Source organism: Aeromonas sp. S5(2024) (assembly GCF_041403025.1).
Taxonomy (GTDB): Bacteria; Pseudomonadota; Gammaproteobacteria; order Enterobacterales; family Aeromonadaceae; genus Aeromonas; species Aeromonas hydrophila.
This window is the reverse complement of record NZ_JBGLRI010000010.1, coordinates 98,722-117,316: the sequence shown is the minus strand read 5'-3', so window position 1 is coordinate 117,316 and position 18,595 is coordinate 98,722. Positions and strand designations below refer to the sequence as shown.

At 64.6% G+C, this 18,595-nt stretch carries 18 protein-coding genes; 4 read left to right on the top strand and 14 right to left on the bottom strand.

All coding sequences use genetic code 11. The features are described 5' to 3' along the window. Positions 1-11: 11 nt before the first annotated feature. Positions 12-872 carry an SIS domain-containing protein gene (locus ACB032_RS18060; protein WP_011704383.1) on the top strand — a complete coding sequence of 287 codons (861 nt, stop codon included), beginning with the start codon at positions 12-14 and terminating at the stop codon, positions 870-872. 88 nt (positions 873-960) lie between these two features. Here ACB032_RS18060 and ACB032_RS18055 read toward each other — a convergent pair whose 3' ends face one another. The 7 genes from ACB032_RS18055 to ACB032_RS18025 form a co-directional block, all read right to left on the bottom strand. Next, positions 961-1,566: a DUF2057 domain-containing protein gene (locus tag ACB032_RS18055; protein ID WP_371138476.1), complete on the bottom strand. Its 606-nt coding sequence runs from the start codon at positions 1,564-1,566 to the stop codon at positions 961-963. Positions 1,567-1,615: 49 nt separating this feature from the next. Beyond that, positions 1,616-2,689 carry a porin gene (locus ACB032_RS18050; RefSeq protein ID WP_042005526.1) on the bottom strand — a complete coding sequence of 358 codons (1,074 nt, stop codon included), beginning with the start codon at positions 2,687-2,689 and terminating at the stop codon, positions 1,616-1,618. A gap of 101 nt (positions 2,690-2,790) precedes the next feature. Further along, a complete protein-coding gene (gene murP / locus ACB032_RS18045; RefSeq protein ID WP_011704386.1) occupies positions 2,791-4,245 on the bottom strand; it encodes a PTS N-acetylmuramic acid transporter subunit IIBC in 1,455 nt (484 codons plus the stop codon). Positions 4,246-4,344: 99 nt separating this feature from the next. Further along, the gene (murQ, locus tag ACB032_RS18040) at positions 4,345-5,241 is read right to left on the bottom strand and encodes an N-acetylmuramic acid 6-phosphate etherase (protein WP_371138475.1); all 897 of its coding nucleotides are present in this window, start codon (positions 5,239-5,241) and stop codon (positions 4,345-4,347) included. Positions 5,242-5,505: 264 nt separating this feature from the next. After that, complete coding sequence (locus ACB032_RS18035; RefSeq protein WP_005308127.1) at positions 5,506-5,709, bottom strand: hypothetical protein; 204 nt, start codon at positions 5,707-5,709, stop codon at positions 5,506-5,508. Positions 5,710-5,869: 160 nt separating this feature from the next. Then, positions 5,870-6,586 carry a MarC family NAAT transporter gene (locus ACB032_RS18030; RefSeq protein WP_162516719.1) on the bottom strand — a complete coding sequence of 239 codons (717 nt, stop codon included), beginning with the start codon at positions 6,584-6,586 and terminating at the stop codon, positions 5,870-5,872. 135 nt (positions 6,587-6,721) lie between these two features. Then, positions 6,722-8,038, bottom strand: coding sequence for an MFS transporter (locus tag ACB032_RS18025; RefSeq protein ID WP_371138474.1), 1,317 nt, complete (start codon positions 8,036-8,038; stop codon positions 6,722-6,724). A gap of 245 nt (positions 8,039-8,283) precedes the next feature. Between ACB032_RS18025 and ACB032_RS18020 the strand changes: the two genes are divergently transcribed. Continuing rightward, positions 8,284-8,958 carry an adenine nucleotide alpha hydrolase gene (locus ACB032_RS18020; RefSeq protein WP_185423395.1) on the top strand — a complete coding sequence of 225 codons (675 nt, stop codon included), beginning with the start codon at positions 8,284-8,286 and terminating at the stop codon, positions 8,956-8,958. Here ACB032_RS18020 and ACB032_RS18015 read toward each other — a convergent pair. Genes ACB032_RS18015 through ACB032_RS17995 form a run of 5 tightly spaced genes read right to left on the bottom strand, consistent with a single transcriptional unit; the run spans position 8,955 to position 15,444 of the window. Further along, positions 8,955-10,157, bottom strand: coding sequence for an HD-GYP domain-containing protein (locus tag ACB032_RS18015; protein WP_080938285.1), 1,203 nt, complete (start codon positions 10,155-10,157; stop codon positions 8,955-8,957). The two genes, ACB032_RS18020 and ACB032_RS18015, sit on opposite strands and share 4 nt — an antisense overlap. Further along, positions 10,096-12,762: a response regulator gene (locus ACB032_RS18010; protein WP_371138473.1), complete on the bottom strand. Its 2,667-nt coding sequence runs from the start codon at positions 12,760-12,762 to the stop codon at positions 10,096-10,098. Before ACB032_RS18010 ends, ACB032_RS18015 begins: the two co-directional genes overlap by 62 nt. Beyond that, on the bottom strand, positions 12,763-13,833 hold the full coding sequence (locus ACB032_RS18005) for a SpoIIE family protein phosphatase (RefSeq protein ID WP_371138472.1): 1,071 nt from the start codon (positions 13,831-13,833) through the stop codon (positions 12,763-12,765). A gap of 6 nt (positions 13,834-13,839) precedes the next feature. Further along, on the bottom strand, positions 13,840-14,214 hold the full coding sequence (locus ACB032_RS18000) for a sigma-B regulator RsbS (RefSeq protein ID WP_011704395.1): 375 nt from the start codon (positions 14,212-14,214) through the stop codon (positions 13,840-13,842). A 9-nt stretch (positions 14,215-14,223) separates the two neighbouring features. Then, a complete protein-coding gene (locus ACB032_RS17995) occupies positions 14,224-15,444 on the bottom strand; it encodes a PAS domain S-box protein (RefSeq protein WP_371138471.1) in 1,221 nt (406 codons plus the stop codon). Positions 15,445-15,592: 148 nt separating this feature from the next. Here ACB032_RS17995 and ACB032_RS17990 point away from each other — a divergent pair, with 148 nt between their 5' ends. Next, the gene (locus ACB032_RS17990; protein ID WP_371138470.1) at positions 15,593-16,285 is read left to right on the top strand and encodes a helix-turn-helix domain-containing protein; all 693 of its coding nucleotides are present in this window, start codon (positions 15,593-15,595) and stop codon (positions 16,283-16,285) included. Here ACB032_RS17990 and ACB032_RS17985 read toward each other — a convergent pair. Next, positions 16,251-16,670, bottom strand: a complete 420-nt coding sequence (locus ACB032_RS17985; RefSeq protein WP_045790815.1) for a hypothetical protein — start codon at positions 16,668-16,670, stop codon at positions 16,251-16,253. The two genes, ACB032_RS17990 and ACB032_RS17985, sit on opposite strands and share 35 nt — an antisense overlap. Before the next feature lie 215 nt (positions 16,671-16,885). Between ACB032_RS17985 and aphA the strand changes: the two genes are divergently transcribed. Beyond that, positions 16,886-17,596, top strand: coding sequence for an acid phosphatase AphA (gene aphA, locus ACB032_RS17980; protein WP_371138469.1), 711 nt, complete (start codon positions 16,886-16,888; stop codon positions 17,594-17,596). 62 nt (positions 17,597-17,658) lie between these two features. Here aphA and ACB032_RS17975 read toward each other — a convergent pair whose 3' ends face one another. Continuing rightward, complete coding sequence (locus ACB032_RS17975) at positions 17,659-18,504, bottom strand: neutral zinc metallopeptidase (protein WP_371138468.1); 846 nt, start codon at positions 18,502-18,504, stop codon at positions 17,659-17,661. Between the last annotated feature and the right edge of the window lie 91 nt (positions 18,505-18,595).

The window sequence follows — 18,595 nt, the reverse complement described above, 5'->3', positions numbered from 1 at the left end:
AGAGAGAACCCATGCTTACCCTGTCGAAAATTTCCAATATCCGCAGTCAGCTCTCCCCCAGCGAGCTCAAGATCGCCGATTACATCCTGGCGTGCCCGGAGCAGGTGACCCACTTCTCCTCCCAGGAGCTGGCCCAGCAGGCTGATGTCAGCCAGTCGAGCATAGTGAAGTTCACCCAGAAGATCGGGTTCAAGGGCTTCACCGCCTTCAAGCTGGCGGTCAGCGAGGATCTGGGGCGCAAGCACGCCATCAAGACCGACAACGTAGGGGATCTCTACAACGGCATCGGCCGCGACGACGATCTGGAGACCATGGCCAAGAAGCTGGCCCAGGAGAAGATCAACTCCATCGTGGAGACCACCCAGGCCCTCGACAACGCCACTTTGGCGCGGGTGCTCGACGTCATCAACCAGGCTGGCCGGGTCCAGCTGGTGGGGATCGGCGGCTCGGCGCTGACCGCCAAGGATCTCTGGTACAAGCTGCTCAAGATCGGGGTCACCACCCTGTTCGCCCAGGACAGCCACGTGCAGATCTCCATCGCCCAGACTTTGGGACCAGGGGACGTGCAGCTGGTGGTTTCCTATTCCGGCGCCAGCCGGGATGTGCTGGCGGCAGCCGAGCTGGCCAAGCGCAACGGCGCCACCCTGATCGCGGTCACCTCGTTTCGCAACACCCCTCTGCGGCAGATGGCCGACATGGTGCTGGACACGGTGGCCGACGAGAACGAGCTGCGCATCTCTTCCATCTCATCGCGTACCGCCCAGAACACCATCACCGACATCTTGTTCCTCGGTCTGGTGCAGCGCCGTGACGAGGCCTGGGCGCTGATCGACGGCACCCGGGGTGCCATCGACCGACTCAACAAGGAGTGACGCGGGCCCGGTAGCAACAGACGCCGAGACCTGCCGAGAGAAAAAAACCACCCGCCTGCGGGTGGTTTTTTTATGGGCCAGTGGCGGCTCAGAGGGCGAGGGCCCAGCGCAGGAAGGCCTTGCGCTGGGCCTCGTCGGCGGCGAGGTAGCGCCGTTGCAGTTCAGGGTCGACGGGCACGGCGCCCGAGGTGGCTGCGGGCAGCATGGGCGTGACGGCGGGCAGGGCGGTGGCTGCGCTGGCCGACCCGTCGTAACGGGCCAGCAGTGCCTGATAGTCGGTCAGCAGGCTGTCCTGGCTGCGTGGCAGGGCGGTGGCCAGCAAGGGGCGGGTGCCGTCAGCGGTCGCCAGCTGCAGTGCCGGGCTGGCCGCAAAGCGGCGAATGGCCTGCGGCGTGGGCAGCGGCGGGGTGACCAGCCGCAGGGTGCCGCTGGCGGGCAGAGTCAGGGTCAGCAGCAGCGGGGCGGAGCGGACGCGCCCCTGGCTCTCGTTGGTGGAGCCGGGATCGAGCGGGCTGTCGAAGCGTACCAGCAGCCGGGTTTCACCGGCGGGCAGCGTGAGGGCGCGCTCGAAGGGAGAGGCCTTGCCCCGGGATGAGGCCAGCAGGGTGAGGTTGTCTGCCAGCTCCAGCCGGGCGGCCTGGGTCGGCAGGGTCAGCAACAGCAGCAGGGTGGTGAGCAGTGGGAGGCGGATCATGGGGGGCTCCAGCAGAATGCAAAAAGCCGGCCGACTGGCCGGCAGGGGATCAGAACTCGTAGCGCAGGCCGAGGTGGTAGAAATCCTCGCTGTTGCTGCTGCCGCCAAAACTGGTGACCGTGCTGCCGGCCAGCCCGTCTTCACCGCCCCGGAACACGTAGGCGCTGTAGAGGGAGGAGCGCGGAGTGAGCTTGTACTGCAGCTCCAGGGTGGTGTCGCGCAGGCTCATGCCGTCTCCCCCGTCGTTGTCGAGGTGGCGGTAGCCGGCGCGGGCGGCCCACTTCTGGTTGATGTCGTAGACGGCGGTCAGCTCCCACACCTTGTCTTCGCTGTCCGCCTGGCCGTTGCGATAGCTCACCTGATCCCTGGCATAGAGGGCGCCCAGCATCAGCGGGCCCAGGGTGTAGCGGGTGCCGATGCCGCTGAAGCGGTACTCGTCGGCATTGGGGTCGACCTTGCTGGCCCCGGTCTGGGCCGCCTTGCTCTGCTGGTAGGCGATGACCGGCGCCAGCTTGCCCGCCGCACCGAGATCGAAGGTGTAGCGCAGGGCGCCGTTGTAGCCATAGTCGAGATCCGAGGTGCCGTTGCCGAGGATGTAGGCCAGCGACAAGTCGAGATTGCCGAGGGTGTTCTGGTATTGCAGGGTGCCGTCCTGACGGAACACCTGTACCGCAGTGGAGTCCACTTTGCTGGCCTGGCGCGCCATGGAGACATCGGAGGCGGCAAACACGTCGCCGATGTCGGTGAACATGATGAGCCCGGAGGAGACCCGGCCACCGGTCAGCTTGCCCCACTGGCCGCCATCGAGCCCGGCCCAGACGTAACGGGCGGTGAGATCGCTGCTGTTCTTCTGCACGTTGTTGGCGTATTCGGCGGCGTTGACCTGGTACTGGGCCATGCCGATCACGGCCACCTGCTCATTGACGGTCTGGCGGGCGGTGAAGCCGATACGGCCGTCGAAATCGCCCTGATCGTTGCCGCTCTTCTTGTCCGAGATGTTGAAGCCGAGGCGACCGTAGAGATCGACGTTGGAGCCGTCATCGGCCTGATAGATGACGGCGGCCTGCGCCGTACCGACGGCAAGCAGGGCAGGAATGGCCAGGGCAAGCATGGACTGTTTCATTGTTGTCTTTCCTGTGTGGGCTCTGTGCCAGAGCCGGGGTGAGTTTGGCCGTGACCCCGATTGCTCGGGGCCAGACCTTGGCGATAAATCCGGAGGGGGGATTAACTCAGATCGACGTTCTTGCAGCCGAACATCAGGGTGATGAGGTAGCCGCCGAGGTAGGCGACGGCGAGGCCGGCGGCGTAGACCAGCATGCCGGGGAAGATCCCCTGGGCCGAGGTCATCAGCGGCAGCGCGACGATGCCGGAGGGGCCGAACACGGTATTGAGACCGACCGGCAGGCCTAGCCAGGAGATGAGGCCGACCAGGAAGCCGCCGAGGGCGCCGCCGCAGCAGGCGGTGATGAAGGGTTTGACCCGCGGCAGGGTGACGCCGTAGATGAGCGGCTCGCCCACCCCTAGGATGCCGGGAATGATGGTGCCCTTGACCTGGGTGCGCAGCAGGGAGTCCTTGCCGGCGCGGCTGTAGAGTGCCAGGGCGGCGCCGACCTGGCCGGCCCCTGCCAGCGCCAGGATGGGGAACAGGGAGTTGAAGCCCTGGGCATCCATCAGCGCGAAGTAGACGGGCACGAATCCCTGGTGGATGCCGAACATCACCGAGATGAGGAACAGGCCGGCCAGGATGGCGGTACCGAACGGATTGCCGTTGAGGTGGATGAAGAGCCAGGACATGCCGTTGTAGAGCTGCACGCCGAGGGGCATGATCAGGACGAAGGTGACGGCCCCCATGATCAGCAAGGTGATGCCGGAGGTGAGGATCATGTCGAGGCTGTCGGGTATGAAGCGGCGTACCTGACGCTCCACCGAGGCCCCGATGATGCAGGCGATCAGCACCCCGATGATGTTGCCGCGCGGATCTATCTGGTGGCCGAAGAAGTCGCTGACCCCGGCATAGATGCCGCTGGTGGCCTGCGGGTCATAGCCCATCACGAACAGCGAGGCGAGGATGGCACCATTGACCCCGGAGCCGCCGAACGCCTTCTGGGCGTTGTAGCCGATGAGGATGCTGAGGAAGCTGAACAAGCCCTTGCTGAACAGCTTCATGTAGCCGACGAATTCGGCCAGCATGCCGCCCGCCTGCTGGCCTTCCAGCAGCAGGGTCTGCTCGATCAGGGTGGCGAAGCCGAGCAGCAGGCCGGCGGCGATGAAGCCGGGGATCAGCGGAGTGAAGATGGTGGCAAACTTGGCCAGGAAGCGGTGGGCCGCACTGGTCTGTTTCTGCTTCAGCGCCTGTTTCTTGGCGGCGGCGATCTCGCCCAGATCGGCGGATTGGGCGGTTGGCGCCTCCAGTGCGCCGAGCCCCGCGCTCAGCATGCCGTTCATCAGCTCGCAGGCGGTCTGGGCCTTGCCCGGCCCCAGCACGATCTGGAACTGGTCGTCGCTCTCGATGACCCCCATCACGCCGGCGATGCGCTTGATGGTATCCCGGTCGGCATGCAGGCTGTCGGCCAGGCTTAGCCGCAGCCGGGTCATGCAGTGGCCGCAGTGGGTGATGTTGTCGCGACCACCGATGGCCTGGATGAGCTGGCCAACCATGGTGTCAGTTATTTTTGCCATAAAGAACCCAGTCAGTCTGTTGTGTCATGAGGGTGCCTGGGCACCCCGTTCTTGTTGTGGTATTGCCGTCCCTGGCCCGGCCAATATGCGGTTTGCCGATCAGTGGGTGCACTGGCTGATGAAGCCGTTGCTGCTTTGCAGGCGGGTGCGGGCTTCGTCGGCCGTGAGTCCCGCCAGGATCATCACGATGGCGGTCTTGCAGTGGTTGTCCGCCTGCGCCAGCGCCCGCTCCGCCACGGCGCGTTCACAGTCGGTGGCCTCCATCACGATGCGCTTTTGCCGCTCCACCAGCTTGGCGTTGGTGGCTTCCACGTCCACCATCAGGTTGCCGTAGACCTTGCCGGTGCGGATCATGGCGCCGGTGGAGAGCATGTTGAGGATCAGTTTCTGCGCGGTACCCGCCTTCATGCGGGAGGATCCGGTGACGATCTCGGGGCCGACCACCGCCACCATGCTGATGTCGGCCGCCTGGGCCAGCGGGCTGCCGGGGTTGCAGCTGATGCTGCAGACCGTGGCGCCCACCGCTCTGGCGTGGGCCATGGCACCCAGCACGTAGGGGGTTCTGCCGCTGGCGGCGATGCCCACCAGCACGTCGTTGGCACAGAACTGGATATTTTTCAGATCCTGGGCGCCGAGTTCGGCGTCATCTTCGGCGTTCTCGACCGCCTGCAAGATGGCCTTGTGGCCGCCGGCAATCAGGCCGACCACCTGCTCGGCAGAGACGCCGTAGGTCGGCGGGCACTCGCTGGCATCCAGAATGCCGAGCCGGCCCGAGGTGCCTGCGCCGATGTAGACCAGCCGGCCTCCCTTGCCGAACGTTGTCGCGATGGCATCGACCGCCCGGGTGATCTCGGGTAGCAACTGGCTGACCGCCAGTGCGACCTGCTGATCCTCCTGATTGATGACGCGCAGCATCTCCAGGGTCGGCAGCTGGTCGATCTCGACGCTGGCCGGGTTGCGGGTCTCGGTAATCATGCTTGATAGGTCAATGGTCATCGTTTCCTCTGCTTAAGGTCATCGCCACTCCCGGCGTAAAACATCCCTCTTGATGACAGGCATGATTATCGATTTTTGATTTCTATGATGAGATCAATGTCGCATAATTAATTATTCCATTTATTTTTGTTTTTAAGTCATTAAAATTCCTACACGGTGACATCCAGGCGGGGGAGCTGGGTGGTGCTGATTGCGCCGAGGAGGGGTGAGCGTCAGCCAATAAAAAGCCCCGGCAAGGGCCGGGGCTGCAGATACGGGGCTCGGTCAGTTGACCGAAATGGCGCGGGCGTCGATGAAGAAGCGCGCGTTGCCTTGTTGATCGACCCTGATCTGGGCAACCAGACGATCGCTCTGCTTGTACTCCCACCGGCTCTTGATCCGGGTCAGAGCGGGGCTGGCGGCACCGACCACGTTCAGATATTCATGAAACAGGCTGTAGCTTCCAATCTCGGTCAGCATCTTTTCCATTTGCACATCTCCTGAAGTGAGTGGGTGTCCATCCATAAACCTACCAAGCACTCTCTGAATCGAATCTGTATGAAAAACACACTAACTCATTTATGTGTCAACAACATGATCAGGCGCAAGATCAGCGACGATTCCTGCGCTTTTATGACACCGTTTTCAGTCAGGGCTGGCGCGGGTCCGGCAATTGATCAAGGGCGCCGGATACGTGTGGCAACGCGGGTGCCGTTTGTGCCGCCGGTGCACCGTGGAACACCGGATCCTGCGCCACTTCCTTGATGCCGTTGATGCAGAACTGCATACCCATGCAGACCAGCAAGAAGCCCATGATCCGGGTCATTGCATCGATGCCAGTGGCGCCGAGGATCTTGCAGACCGGATCCGCCAGCTTGAGCACCCCCCAGCTGAGCAGGCTCATCAGGGCGAAGGCGGTGACCATGGCGGCATAGATGGTGAAGCGGCTGTATTCGTCCGGCAGCTCGGCGATCTGGGCGGCACCGCTGATCACCAGCGCCATGGTGCCCGGTCCGCACATGCTGGGCATGGTGAGCGGCACGAAGGCGATGCTCTGGTTGATGTCGACCCCGGCCGCCTGGCTCGGTGCCGGGAACAGCATGCGAAAGCCGATGAAGGCGATGATGAGGCCGCCGGCCAGGCGCAGGCCGGGAATGGAGATCCCGAACAGATCCAGGATGGAGGAGCCGATGAAGAAGCTGACGCAGAGGGTGCAGAACAGATAGATGGCGGCCAGGTTGATCTGGCGGCGTACGTGCTCGCGCGACATGCCCTTGCTCAGCCCCAGCAACAGGGTGGCCGTGGTGGGCGGGTTGACCATGGGCAGCAGCGCCAGCAAGGCGAGAAATACGACCTGAAAGAACATCATGAACCTCGGATGACTAGGGTGGAGGAGTGTCCCGGGCCGTCGATGGGCCCGAGAGGGAGGCTATCTTATGTCGGCCTGGCTGAACACCAGCCATATGAAAAAAGCCCCGCACTGGGCGGGGCTCGGAATGGTTCAGGCGACCTGCGGCGCGCTCTGGCGCTGGCTGCGCTGTTGCAGCCAGAGCAGCAGGCCGAGCACGAAGCCGAGCACAGCCAGGCTGACCACGTAGTGGGAGGGGGCCAGTACGTCCTCCTTCATCCAGAGCGTGACCAGCATGGGCGTCAGGCCACCGAAGATGGCGTAGGCCACGTTGTAGGAGAACGACAGCCCGGAGAAGCGCACCACCGCCGGGAAGGCGTTGACCATGACATAGGGCACGGCACCGACAATCCCTACCGAGAAACCGGCCAGCGCATAGAGCGGCACCAGCTGGCTGGTGTCGGTCGCCAGCCCGTGATAGAAGGCGTAGCTGGCGCCGGCCAGCAGCAATGAGCCCAGCATGAAGGTGGGGCCGCTGCCGAGGGCGTCGATCAGCCGGCCATAGACGATGCAGCCGAAGGTCAGCGCCAGAATGGCCAGCGAGTTGGCGGTCAGTGCATCGGCCGGGCTGATGCCGTGCACCTTCTGCAGGTAGGTGGGGGTCATCAGGATCACTACCACTATGCCGGCGGAGAGCAGCCAGGTGAGCAGCATGGAGACCACGACGCTGCCCTTGTGGCTGCGCAGCACCGTCTTGAGCGGCAGCTCTTCCGCCAGCGCCTTGTTGGCCTGCATCTCGGCAAAGACCGGGGTTTCGTGCAGCCAGCGGCGCAGGTACATGGCGACGATGCCGAATGCCCCGCCGAGCACGAAGGCCAGACGCCAGCCCCAGTCGCTCACCTCGCCCGGGCTCATGCCGCGGTTGATGGCGGTGGCCACCAGGGAGCCGAGCAGGATGCCGGCGGTCAATCCGGCGGTGAGGGTGCCGCAGGCGACACCGACCCGGCGGGCCGGCACGTGCTCTGCCACGAACACCCAGGCACCGGGCACTTCACCGCCGATGGCAGCTCCCTGCAGGATCCGCAACAGCAGCAACAGCAGGGGCGCGGCGATGCCGAGGGTGGCGTAGGTGGGCAACAGACCGATCAGCAGGGTCGGCAGTGCCATCAGCAATATGCTGAGGGTGAACATCCGCTTGCGGCCGATGAGATCGCCGAAGTGGGCCATGATGATGCCGCCCAGCGGGCGGGCCAGATAGCCGGCGGCGAAGATGCCGAAGGTCTGGAACTGGCGCAGCCACTCGGGAATGTCGGCCGGGAAGAACAGCTCGCCGATCACCACGGCGAAGAAGACGAAGATGATAAAGTCGTAAAACTCGAGGGCGCCGCCGAGGGCGGCCAGGCTCAGGGTTTTGTAATCCTGTCGGTTGAGGGGACGGCTGTGGTCGTAAGCTGGTGTGACTGTCGTCATATCCTTATGTTTCCCATCGTTTTTTTAGTTATTGTTCCCCCATCCTTACAGGGGACACGCTCATTACCGAGGGTATGCTTTTGCATCCCGTGATGTAAATCGCACAATTCGCAACACTGTCTTGCAGCTTTTTGGTGCAGCGAGACGGAGCGACACGCTCAAGCGCCGGGCTCCTCGCCCGGACGAATAATCAGGACGATGGCCGGCGCCTTGCCGGCTCCGACCTCAAGATAGCTGGAGAAATCATGATGAAGACCAAGGTGCTGCTCTCCTGGAGCAGCGGCAAGGACAGCGCCTGGGCGCTGCACGCACTGCGGCAGGATCCGGCCATCGAGGTGGTGGGGCTGTTCACCACCCTCAACCAGGCGTTCGAACGGGTGGCCATGCACGGAGTACGCAAGCAGTTGCTGCTGGCACAGGCCGAGTGCGTGGGCTTGCCACTGACCACCATTGACCTGCCCTGGCCCTGCAGCAATGAAGATTACGCCCGCATCATGACCGACTTCATCGCGGACGTGGTGGCGCAGGGGATCCGCCACATGGCGTTTGGCGATCTCTTCCTCGAGGATGTGCGTGCCTATCGGGAGCGGCAGCTGGCGGGGACCGGGATCACGCCGCTGTTTCCGCTGTGGGGCAGCAAGACCGACGAGCTGGCTGGCGAGATGATGGCGGCAGGGCTCAGGGCCAGGATCAGCACCCTGGATCCGCGCAAGCTGCCTGCTACCCTCGGCGGGCATGAGTTTGACGCGGCCTTGCTGGCGGCCCTGCCCGCCGGAGTGGACCCCTGCGGCGAGAACGGCGAGTTTCATACCCTGGCCTGGGACGGCCCCATGTTCCAGCGGCCGCTGGCCATCCGGGTGGGGGAGACGGTGGAGCGGGACGGCTTCGTCTTCACCGATTTGCTGCCCGCCACCGCCTAGTCGCGGTTGGACTCTCGCTCGCCCTTGTCGTCGTTGTAGCGCAGGGCTATCTCGTTGAACTGCTGGTGGATGCGGGCAAAGGCGTCGGTGATGTCGGGATCGAAGTGATTGCCCCGCCCCGCCAGTATGATGGGCACCACTTCCTGATGGGACATGGCGGCCTTGTAGCAGCGCTTGCTGATGAGGGCGTCGTACACGTCGGCCAGCGCCATCAAGCGGGCCGAGAGGGGGATCTCGTCACCGATCAGGCCATAGGGGTAGCCGGTGCCGTCCCACTTCTCGTGGTGGTAGCAGGCGATCTCCTTGGCCAGCCGCAGAAACTCCACCTCCACCCCCAGCGCCTCCTCGGCATGGACGATGGCCTCCTTGCCGAGGATGGAGTGGTGCTTCATCTGGGCAAATTCGTCCGCATCCAGCTTGCCGGGTTTGAGCAGGATCCGGTCCGGCACACCGACCTTGCCGATGTCGTGCAGCGGGGCCGATTTGAACAGCAGATCGATGGTCTTGGGGGTCAGCTCGGCACGAAAGCGGGGGTGCTCGCAGAGGGTTTCCGCCAGCAGCCGCACATAGTGCTGGGTGCGCAGGATATGGTTGCCGGTCTCGTTGTCGCGGGTTTCGGCAAGCGAGGCGAGGGAGTGGATGGTGATGTTCTGGATCAGTTCATTCTCCCGGGTGCGCCGCTCCACCTCCTGCTCCAGAAAGGCGTTCTGGTCGTGCAGCAGATCCCGCGCGGCTTTCAGCTCCAGGTGGTTTCTGACCCGGGCCAGCACGATGGCGGGGGTGATCGGTTTGTGGATGTAGTCGACGGCCCCCAGCGCCAGGCCGTGCGCCTCTGCACTCTCCTCCACCTTGGCGGTCAGGAAGATCACCGGGATCTCCCGCGCCTGCGGCATCTCCTGCAGCGCCTGCATCACCTGATAGCCATCCATCTGGGGCATCACCACGTCGAGCAGGATCAAGTCCACCCGGGTGCCGGCCGAGAGGATCTCCAGCGCCCGCTGGCCGCTGATGGCGACCTTGACCCGGTAGTGGGGGCTGAGCAGGGCGCTGAGCAGGGAGAGGTTCTCCGGTGTGTCATCGACCACCAGCAGGGTGGGTTTGGTATCGGGATCCAGCAAGTTGAGCATGATGGTGGCCTCACTCTTGGTTGAACAGATCGGGTCTGAGGGCCCGGACTTGTTGCAGATGTGCCAGGGCATCGGCGAAGCGAAAACGGGTCATGGCATCGTGCATGGCCGGTGCCGCCTCGCCCAGCAGGGGGGCGAGCCTGGCCTGATTGCGCTGGAACAGGATGAAGGCTTCCGCATCGTCTTCCAGCAGCAGCCCGGTCAGCTGGTGTAGCAGGGGGGCCAGCTCGGCGGGGGTTGCCTCCGGCAAGCCGGGGGCGGTAGGGGCCGGTAGCAGCGTCAGCAGGCCGGCGGCCAGTTGCTGCTGCTGTTGCAACCCCAGTTCGGCCAGCGGCAGCAGGCTGGCGGCGTCGTCTCCCCGGGCGAGGGCGCTCTCCAGCCGGGCCGAGACCTCCTGCAGCGACCCGGCCCCCAGGGTTGCGGCTATGCCCTTGAGGGTATGAGCCTGTCGATGCGCTTCTTCCCGGTCATTCGCCTGCAAGGCGGCCAGCAGGCTTTCCATCGGCTGACTCCCCTGGCGGGCGAAACGTTGCAGCAGATCCCGATACCACTCCCAGTTGTGCATCAAGCGTTGCAGGGCGGTTTCGGCGTTGAGTCCGAGAGCCCGCAGCTGTGGCAGCAAGGCGGTGGCGGGGGATGCGCGGGAGGCAGTGAGTCTGCTGCTGACTTCGCGGCTGAAGGAGGTTGCCCAGCGCTGCAGGGCCGCATACAGCCTGTCGGGGTCGATGGGCTTGGCGATGTGATCGTCCATCCCGGCGGCGAGGCAGCGTTCGCGATCACCGGCCATGACGTTGGCCGTCATCGCCAGGATCGGGGTGTGTTGTCCGACGTCTTCCCGCTCGCGCAACAGCCGGGTGGCGGCCAGGCCATCCATCACCGGCATCTGCATGTCCATCAGGATCAGGTCGTAGTGGGTCTGGGCCACCATCTCCAGCGCGATGGCGCCATTGCCGGCGATGCTGACATCGGCACCGACCGCCCGCAGCAACTCCAGCGCCACCTGCTGATTGAGCTCGTTGTCTTCCGCCAGCAGGATCCTGAGCCCGTCGAAGCGGTAGTGATGGGTCGCCTGGGGTGGTTTGAAGGTGAGGGGGCTTGCCTGCTGGCCGAACAGGCCGATGACGGTGTCGAACAGCACGGAGGCGCATACCGGCTTGACCAGCACCCGATCAAAGCCGGCGGTATCGGCCTGGCGAAAGACCTCCTCCCGCCCGTAGCCGGTCACCATGACCCGGTAGGGACGCTGGCCCATGCCGCGGGCGATGAGGCGGCGACCGGTCTCGATGCCATCCAGCCCCGGCATGTGCCAGTCCAGCAATACCACTTCGTAGGGCTGCCCCTCCTGCTCGGCGCCGGCGATCATCTGCAGTGCCTGCTGACCCGATTCGGCGGTGTCCACCACAAAGCTCATGCTGCGTAGCAGGGCGGCCATGATGGTACGGGCGCTGGCACTGTCGTCGGCCACCAGCATGCGGCGCCCACGCAGATCCAGGCTCGGCAGATAGCGGGATCTGCGCCTGCCCCTACCGAGTCGGGCGGTAAACCAGAAGGTGCTGCCCCGGCCCGGTTCGCTCTCTACCCCCACCTCGCCGCCCATCAGCTCCGCCAGCTTGCGGGAGATGGCGAGGCCGAGGCCGGTGCCGCCGTACTTGCGGGTGGTGGAGCTGTCCGCCTGCTGGAATGACTGGAACAGCCGCTGCTGCTGCTCCTGGCTCATGCCGATCCCGGTGTCCTGTACCGAGCAGTGCAGCAACACCTCCTGGGGTTGTTTCTCCAGGCAGCTGACCTTGACCAGGATCTCCCCCTGCTCGGTGAACTTGACCGCGTTGTTGGCGTAATTGATCAGGATCTGGCCGAGGCGAAGGGGGTCGCCATAGAGCAGGGTGTCGAGCTGGTGGTCGACCTCAAACAGCAGTTCTATGCCCTTGGCCTCTGCCTTTTCGCCCACCAGGGTGGCCAGATTCTCCAGCACATGGTCGAGATCGAACTCGATCCGCTCCAGATCCAGTTTGCCAGCCTCGATCTTGGAGAAGTCGAGGATGTCGTTGATGATGCCGAGCAGATGCTGGGCCGAACGCTGGATCTTGCTGACGTAGTCGAACTGCTGCGGATCGAGCCGGGTCTGCAGGGCGAGATGGGACATGCCAAGGATGGCGTTCATGGGGGTGCGGATCTCGTGGCTCATGTTGGCGAGAAAATCACTCTTGGCCCGGGTTGCGCTCTCCGCCAGTTCATAGGCCACTTCCAGCTCCTGGTTCTTGGCCTGCATCACCGCAAACAGCTCGTCCCGGGTCGGTTCGGCGAACTGCCGCTGCATCTGTTGCAGCAGCGGTTCATCGGGCCAGCGGGGCAGGCGGTAGACCAGGGCGATGGCGTTGTCCGCGTGCGCTACCAGCCGGATGCTACGTGAATGGCGGCCATCCGGCTCGGGGGAGATGGGGGCATCAGCCGAGAGCGAGAGCCACAACTCCTGCGCGTGCGGCTCCAGCCACACCTGCAGTTGCAGCGGCTCAGCGTTCGCCACCAGCTGGCGTACCAGCTCGGAGGTGGCGCCTGCCAGCGGTGCCACGAAGGTGGGACTTCTGTCGAGGCAGGTGAGTACCTGGATCACCTTGCGCCGGGCGGTGAGTGCCGCCGCCGGGCCAGACAGCAGGGTGTCGCCGATCAGTTGCCGCATCTAATTCTCCTCTCCTGCCAGCACCCGCAGCACGATGCAGCTGGCATCGTCGGTGCTGCGGCCACTGTGGGCGATCACCTGGCGTGCCAGCTGGGTGGGCTCGGCGGCCAGATCCAGCGCACCGTCGCGCAGGTTGAGGGATTCGCTGATACCGTCCGAATAGAGCATCACCACGTCCCCCGCGACGAGTGGCTGGCGTTGCAGCAAGGGGGTGGGGAAGCGCTCTCCCAGTACCCCATCGCGGGAGATGCCGCGCCAAGGCTCGCGGCCACGCAGGCAGATGCGGGTATTGCCGATGCCGGCATAGCTCAGCTCACCCCGTTCGCCGTTGACCAGGGCCACGCCGGCGGCGGCGCCCCGGGTACCGACACAGTGCTGGTGCAGCAGTTGCAACAGGCGGGCCGGCTCCTGCTCGCGGGTCTGCTGCAGTGCCGCCTCCAGCACCTGTACCAGCTTGTTGGCCGAGGTGCCGTGGCCGCTTACGTCGATCAGGATCAGCGACACCCCCTCCGGCCCCGGCCGAATGAAGGCCAGATCGCCGGAGACCCGTTCCGGATAGCAGGGGCGGTTTTCGCTGGCCCATGCCAGCTGCAGGCCGGCGTGCAGCTGGCCGGCACTGGCGAGGGGGGCGATTGGTCTGGATACCAGGGGCGCCGCGCCCAGCCACTTGCGGGCCTGCACCAGAGTCCCCCCTTCTGGCGGGGTGCTGATGGTGAGTTCCGACATCATGCGGCGCACGCCGGGCAGGCCCAGGCCCAGGGTGCCCGAGGTGCTGTAGTGATCCTGCATGGCCTGATGCACGTCCCCAATGCCGGGGCCCTGATCGCGGGCGACGATGTCGATGCAGGGGCGTCCTCTGGGATGGTGGAGGGTGAGGGTGATCTCCCCCCGCTCGGCGTATTTCAGGATGTTGCTGCCAAGCTCGGAGACCACGGTGGAGAGCATGGCACGGTCCACCTCGGACAGGTTGGCGATGAAGGGAAGGCGGCGTACCGCCATCACCGTCAGGTGCAGGTCGATGTCGTGGCGCAGCGGGTAGCTGGCCTCTTGCATGCTCTGTTCCAACTGCATGCTGCGCTACTCCTCATCCTTGAGCGTCGTGCGAACATGGGCGAAGGCATCGTCCATGTCGAGAAAGCAGCGCAGCGGCCCGGGCTCGGCATCGGCCAGCGCCAGGAAGGCGGCGATCCCCGCATTGAGCCCCACCAGCAGGCAGACGGCACCGAGCAGGCGGCACACCTCGGCCAGTTTGCGTACCTGCCTGAATTCGTGGTGATCGAGCAGCATGACCCCGGAGAAGTCGAGCAGTACCGCGTGCTGGCGGCCCAGCATCAGCCGCTGGGAGAGGGCCTGCATCAGTTGCTGCATGCCCTCGTCACCGAGGTCGGGGCGCATGCTGACCACGATGCAGTCGGCCACGTCGGCGATGCCCAGATCATTGTTGAGCAGCATGCATCTCTCCTAGAGGGTGGATCCGACCCGCTTGAGGGCGATCTCGAAGGCATCCCGCAGGGTCGCCGTGGTACGGATGTCGCCGACAGAGACCCCCAGCTCCACCATGGTGCGGGCGATGGCCGGCGAGACGCCGGAGATGATGGCCTCGCACCCCATGAACTGGGTCGCCTTGGTGATCTTGATCAGCTGGTTGGCGACGCCGGTATCCACGGTGGCGACCCCGGCGATGTCCAGCACGAAGACCCTGGCCCGGGTCTCAGCAATCTTGGTGAGCGACTTGTTCATCACGTCGGCGGTGCGCATGGAATCGATGATCCCCACCAGCGGCAGCAGCAGGATCCCGTCCCAGATGGGGGTGACCGGGGTCGACATCTCCTGCAGCGACTTGTGCAGCTCCTCACGCACCCTGGCGGCCTCTTCGGCCTCCTCCATGGCGCGCTTGAGCTGGCGATGCTGCGCCACCTGGGCCGTGATGTCGGTGGCAAACTTGACGATCTTGCTGGGCTTGCCGGTGAGATCCAGCACCGGGTTGTAGGAGCCCTGGATCCAGATCTCTTCACCCTGTTTGCCGAGTCGGCAGAACTCTCCCGCCAGGAATTCACCCCGGCGCAGGGTTTCCCAGAAGCTGCGATAGTCGGCCGACTGGGCGTAGTCAGGATCGACCAGCAGCCGGTGGTGCTGACCCTTCAGCTCCTCCAGCTGATAGCCCACCGTCTCCAGAAAGCGGGCATTGGCATCGAGGATGATGCCATCCAGTGAAAACTCCACCTTGCCCATGACCCGGCTGAGGGCGTTGAGCTGTCCCTCGAAGTTGGCGTTCAGCTGCTTCTGTTCGGTCAGATCCATGCTGTATTCGATGACCTGGATCAGCGTGCCCTGTTCATCCAGCTGGGGGCTGCAACTGCCTCGCAGCCATATGTCCCGGCCCTGCCGATCGAGCCGATGAAACTCTCCCTCCTGTGCCTGCCCCGTCCGCAGCGCCTGCCAACGGGCGACCTCGTCGGCGGATTCTTCCGCCTCAGCGGGGAGCAGCATGCTGTAGTGCTGACCCTTGAGCTCGGCCAGCTGATATCCCATGATGGCGAGAAAACGGGGGTTGGCATCCAGGATCAAGCCGTCTGGCGCGAGCTCGAGCCGTGCCATTAGCTGGTCGACGGCCTCCAGTCTGGCCTGGGGTGAGGCGGGAGTGGCGGTGTTCGAATGGGCAGCTGCGGTGTGCACGTCCATGGCATCTCCAATAAATGGTGCAATTGATTTGAATGTCATTAGAAGGCGTACAGCAGTTATAGCCCACCGGGGCGAGAGCGGGGGACAAGAAGTGCCGAAAGAGCCTGCTGGTGTGTGGGCCTTGGGCCTTGGGCCTGGGGAGTTCGTCATGAAGCTCTTATATCGCGACTACCCGCAAGGCGCGCTCACCGCCCTCCACTGTCACGGCGGCTCACAGTTTTGCTACCTGCATCGGGGTGGTGGCGTGATCAGCAGTGAGGCGGCAGGCGTGCTGCTGGTGGCGGGCCAGCTCTGCCTTATCCCGGCCGGGCTGGCCCATGAGTTCAGGGTGCTGCGTCACTCCCGGCTCAGTATGATCTATCTGGATGACCTGGATGGGGGCAGCGAGCTGACGACCCGCCAGGTGAGCCCGCTGCTGGCCGGCCTGTTCGAGCGGCTGGCGGACATGGCAGAGCCGGGGCTCAGGGATGCCTATCTGACGGTATTGGGGGCTGAGCTGCGACAGGCGCCGGTGGCGGCCGGATTCATGCTGAGCGCCGCGCTGGACGTGCGGTTGCTGCGGGTGCTGGAGCGGGTCTGCCGGCACCCTTCCATCGAATACGGGTTGGCGGAGCTGGCGGCCGATTCAGGTGCCTCGGTGCGCACCCTCAACCGGCTGTTCAGCCAGCAGCTGGGTTGCAGTTTTCGGCAATGGCGGCAACAGGTGGTGATGGGGCGAGCCCGCCAGTTGCAGCAACAGGGCCAGCCGCTGTCGCGGATAGCCCTCGAACTGGGTTACGGGGATTTCAGCGCTTTTTCTCACGCCTTCAATCGCTTCTTGCGGGAGCCGGCGGGGTCGTGAGGCGGGAGCCGAGATCCCGGTCGGCCGGTGCCCCCGCCAGCAGACAGGTCAGCTCATCGGTGTGACTCAGGCGTTCGCCCTGAAAGGTGAACAGGGCGCTTACCTTGCACTCGGTCTGGGCGCCGTCGTGACGCCAGGCCCGCACCCGATGCAGGGAGTGCACCCGGTTTCCCTCGGCCAGCAGCGAGACAAAGCGGATCTCGCAGCGGGCCAGGCTCTGGCGCAGGGCCAGCAGGTGTTGCTCGAAGGCGGCGCGATCCAGCCGCTGGTCATCCACCAGCTGGACATAGTCCGGGCAGAACCAGTGATCGAGTTCGGCCGGAGTGAAATCGGGATCGCAGATGACCCGGTTGAGGCAGGCTTGCAGCCGTTGCTTGTAATCCATGATGGGCTCCTGAGTGGATGGGAGTGGCCAGTATGGGGCGCATCGTCGGCGCCGGCCTTGGCGCCCACGCCATGCTGTTTGGCGATTGCGCCAAGATGGGGGCTTGCCGTGGCGATGCGTGTCAGTTGGCCCTGTTTTGTGGCGGGTTTCACGGTTTCCGGTGTCGGCATGGGGCAGGATCGGCCCCCTGTTTCCTTCATGTCACGAGCCGTATCATGTCCTTATCCCCCCGTTTTGCCCTGCTTGCCTCCCTGGTCGCCGCCAGCCTGACTCTGCCCGCCGTGGCGGTCGAAGCCCCGGCCAGCCCCGCCGGTGTCACTGCGGTGACCCTGGCCCAGCAGGCCCCCATTCACTGGGTGTCGGTGACGCAGATTGCCAGGAGCCTGGATGGGTTGCCGCCGATGGCGGTAGGTTTCGACATCGACGACACCCTGCTCTTCTCCAGCCCGGGGTTCTATCGCGGCAAGCAGGAGTTCTCGCCCAACGATGAGAGCTACCTGAAGAACCCGGCCTTCTGGGAGAAGATGAACAATGGCTGGGACGCGTTCAGCGTGCCGAAAGAGGTGGGCAAGGCGCTCATCGCCATGCACCTCCAGCGCGGCGATCACATCTATTTCGTCACCGGCCGTTCGGCCACCAAGACCGAAACCGTCAGCAAGACCCTGCAGCAGACCATGAATATTCCGGCCGACCAGCTCAACCCGGTGATCTTTGCCGGCGATCAGCCGGGCCAGAACACCAAGGTGCAGTGGCTCAAGGAGAAGCAGATGAAGATCTTCTACGGCGATGCCGATGGCGACATCAAGGCGGCGCAGGAGATCGGCATTCGCGGCATCCGGTTGCTGCGCTCGGCCAACTCCACCTACCGGCCGCTGCCGCTGGCAGGGGCGTTGGGGGAGGAGGTGATCGTCAACTCCCAGTACTGACGTTAACCCATGAATGGAAAAAGGGCCGGATACTGTCAGGATCCGGCCCTTCTTTTAGGCGTCTAGCGGGCGGCGAAGGTGTTGCAGCTTGCGGGCTTGCCGCTGTCGAAGCCGCGCTTGAACCAGGCGTAGCGCTGGGCCGAAGTCCCGTGGGTGAAGCTGTCCGGGATCACCCGGCCCTGGCTCTGCTGCTGCAGACGGTCGTCGCCGATGGCCTGGGCGGCGTTGAGCGCCTCTTCCAGATCGCCATGCTCCAGCACCTGCTCTCGCTGCATGTAGTGACCCCAGACGCCGGCAAAGCAGTCAGCCTGCAACTCGAGTTTGACCGACAGCTTGTTCTGCTCGGCCCGGCTCAATCCCTGCTGCTGTTCACGCATCTTGCGCTCGATGCCGAGCAGGTTCTGCACGTGGTGGCCCACCTCGTGTGCCACCACGTAGCCCTGGGCGAAGTCGCCGTCGGCCCCCAGCTTGTCGCGCATCTCCTGATAGAAGGAGAGATCGATATAGACGGTGCGATCCGCCGGGCAGTAGAAGGGGCCCATCACCGACTGGCCCTGGCCGCAGCCGGTACGGGTTGCGCCGCGATAGAGCACCAGTTTGGGGGCCTGATAGCTGCTGCCACTCTGCTGGAAGATTTCGCCCCAGGCATCCTCGGTGGAGGCGAGCATCACCGAGGTGAACCTGGCGAGGGGATCCTTGGCCGGCTGAGACATCTCCTGACGCTGGGGCTGGCTCTGGGTAGTCGGCTCGCTGAGCAGGGGGGAGAGGTCCACCCCGTAGTAGCCGGCCACCATGACCACCACCAGCAGGATCAGACGCCCCTTGCCGCCGATGGGGATACCGCCCCCGCCGCCCTGCTGGCGCCTGTCTTCCACATTGTTGCTCTCACGGCGATCTTGCCAGCGCATATGCTTGCTCCCCTGCTGTCCGGTGGCAGTAATGATAATGGCTGGCGGGGTGGCTTGCCTAACGGGGGCAGGCCGGCGACCGGGTCGCCGG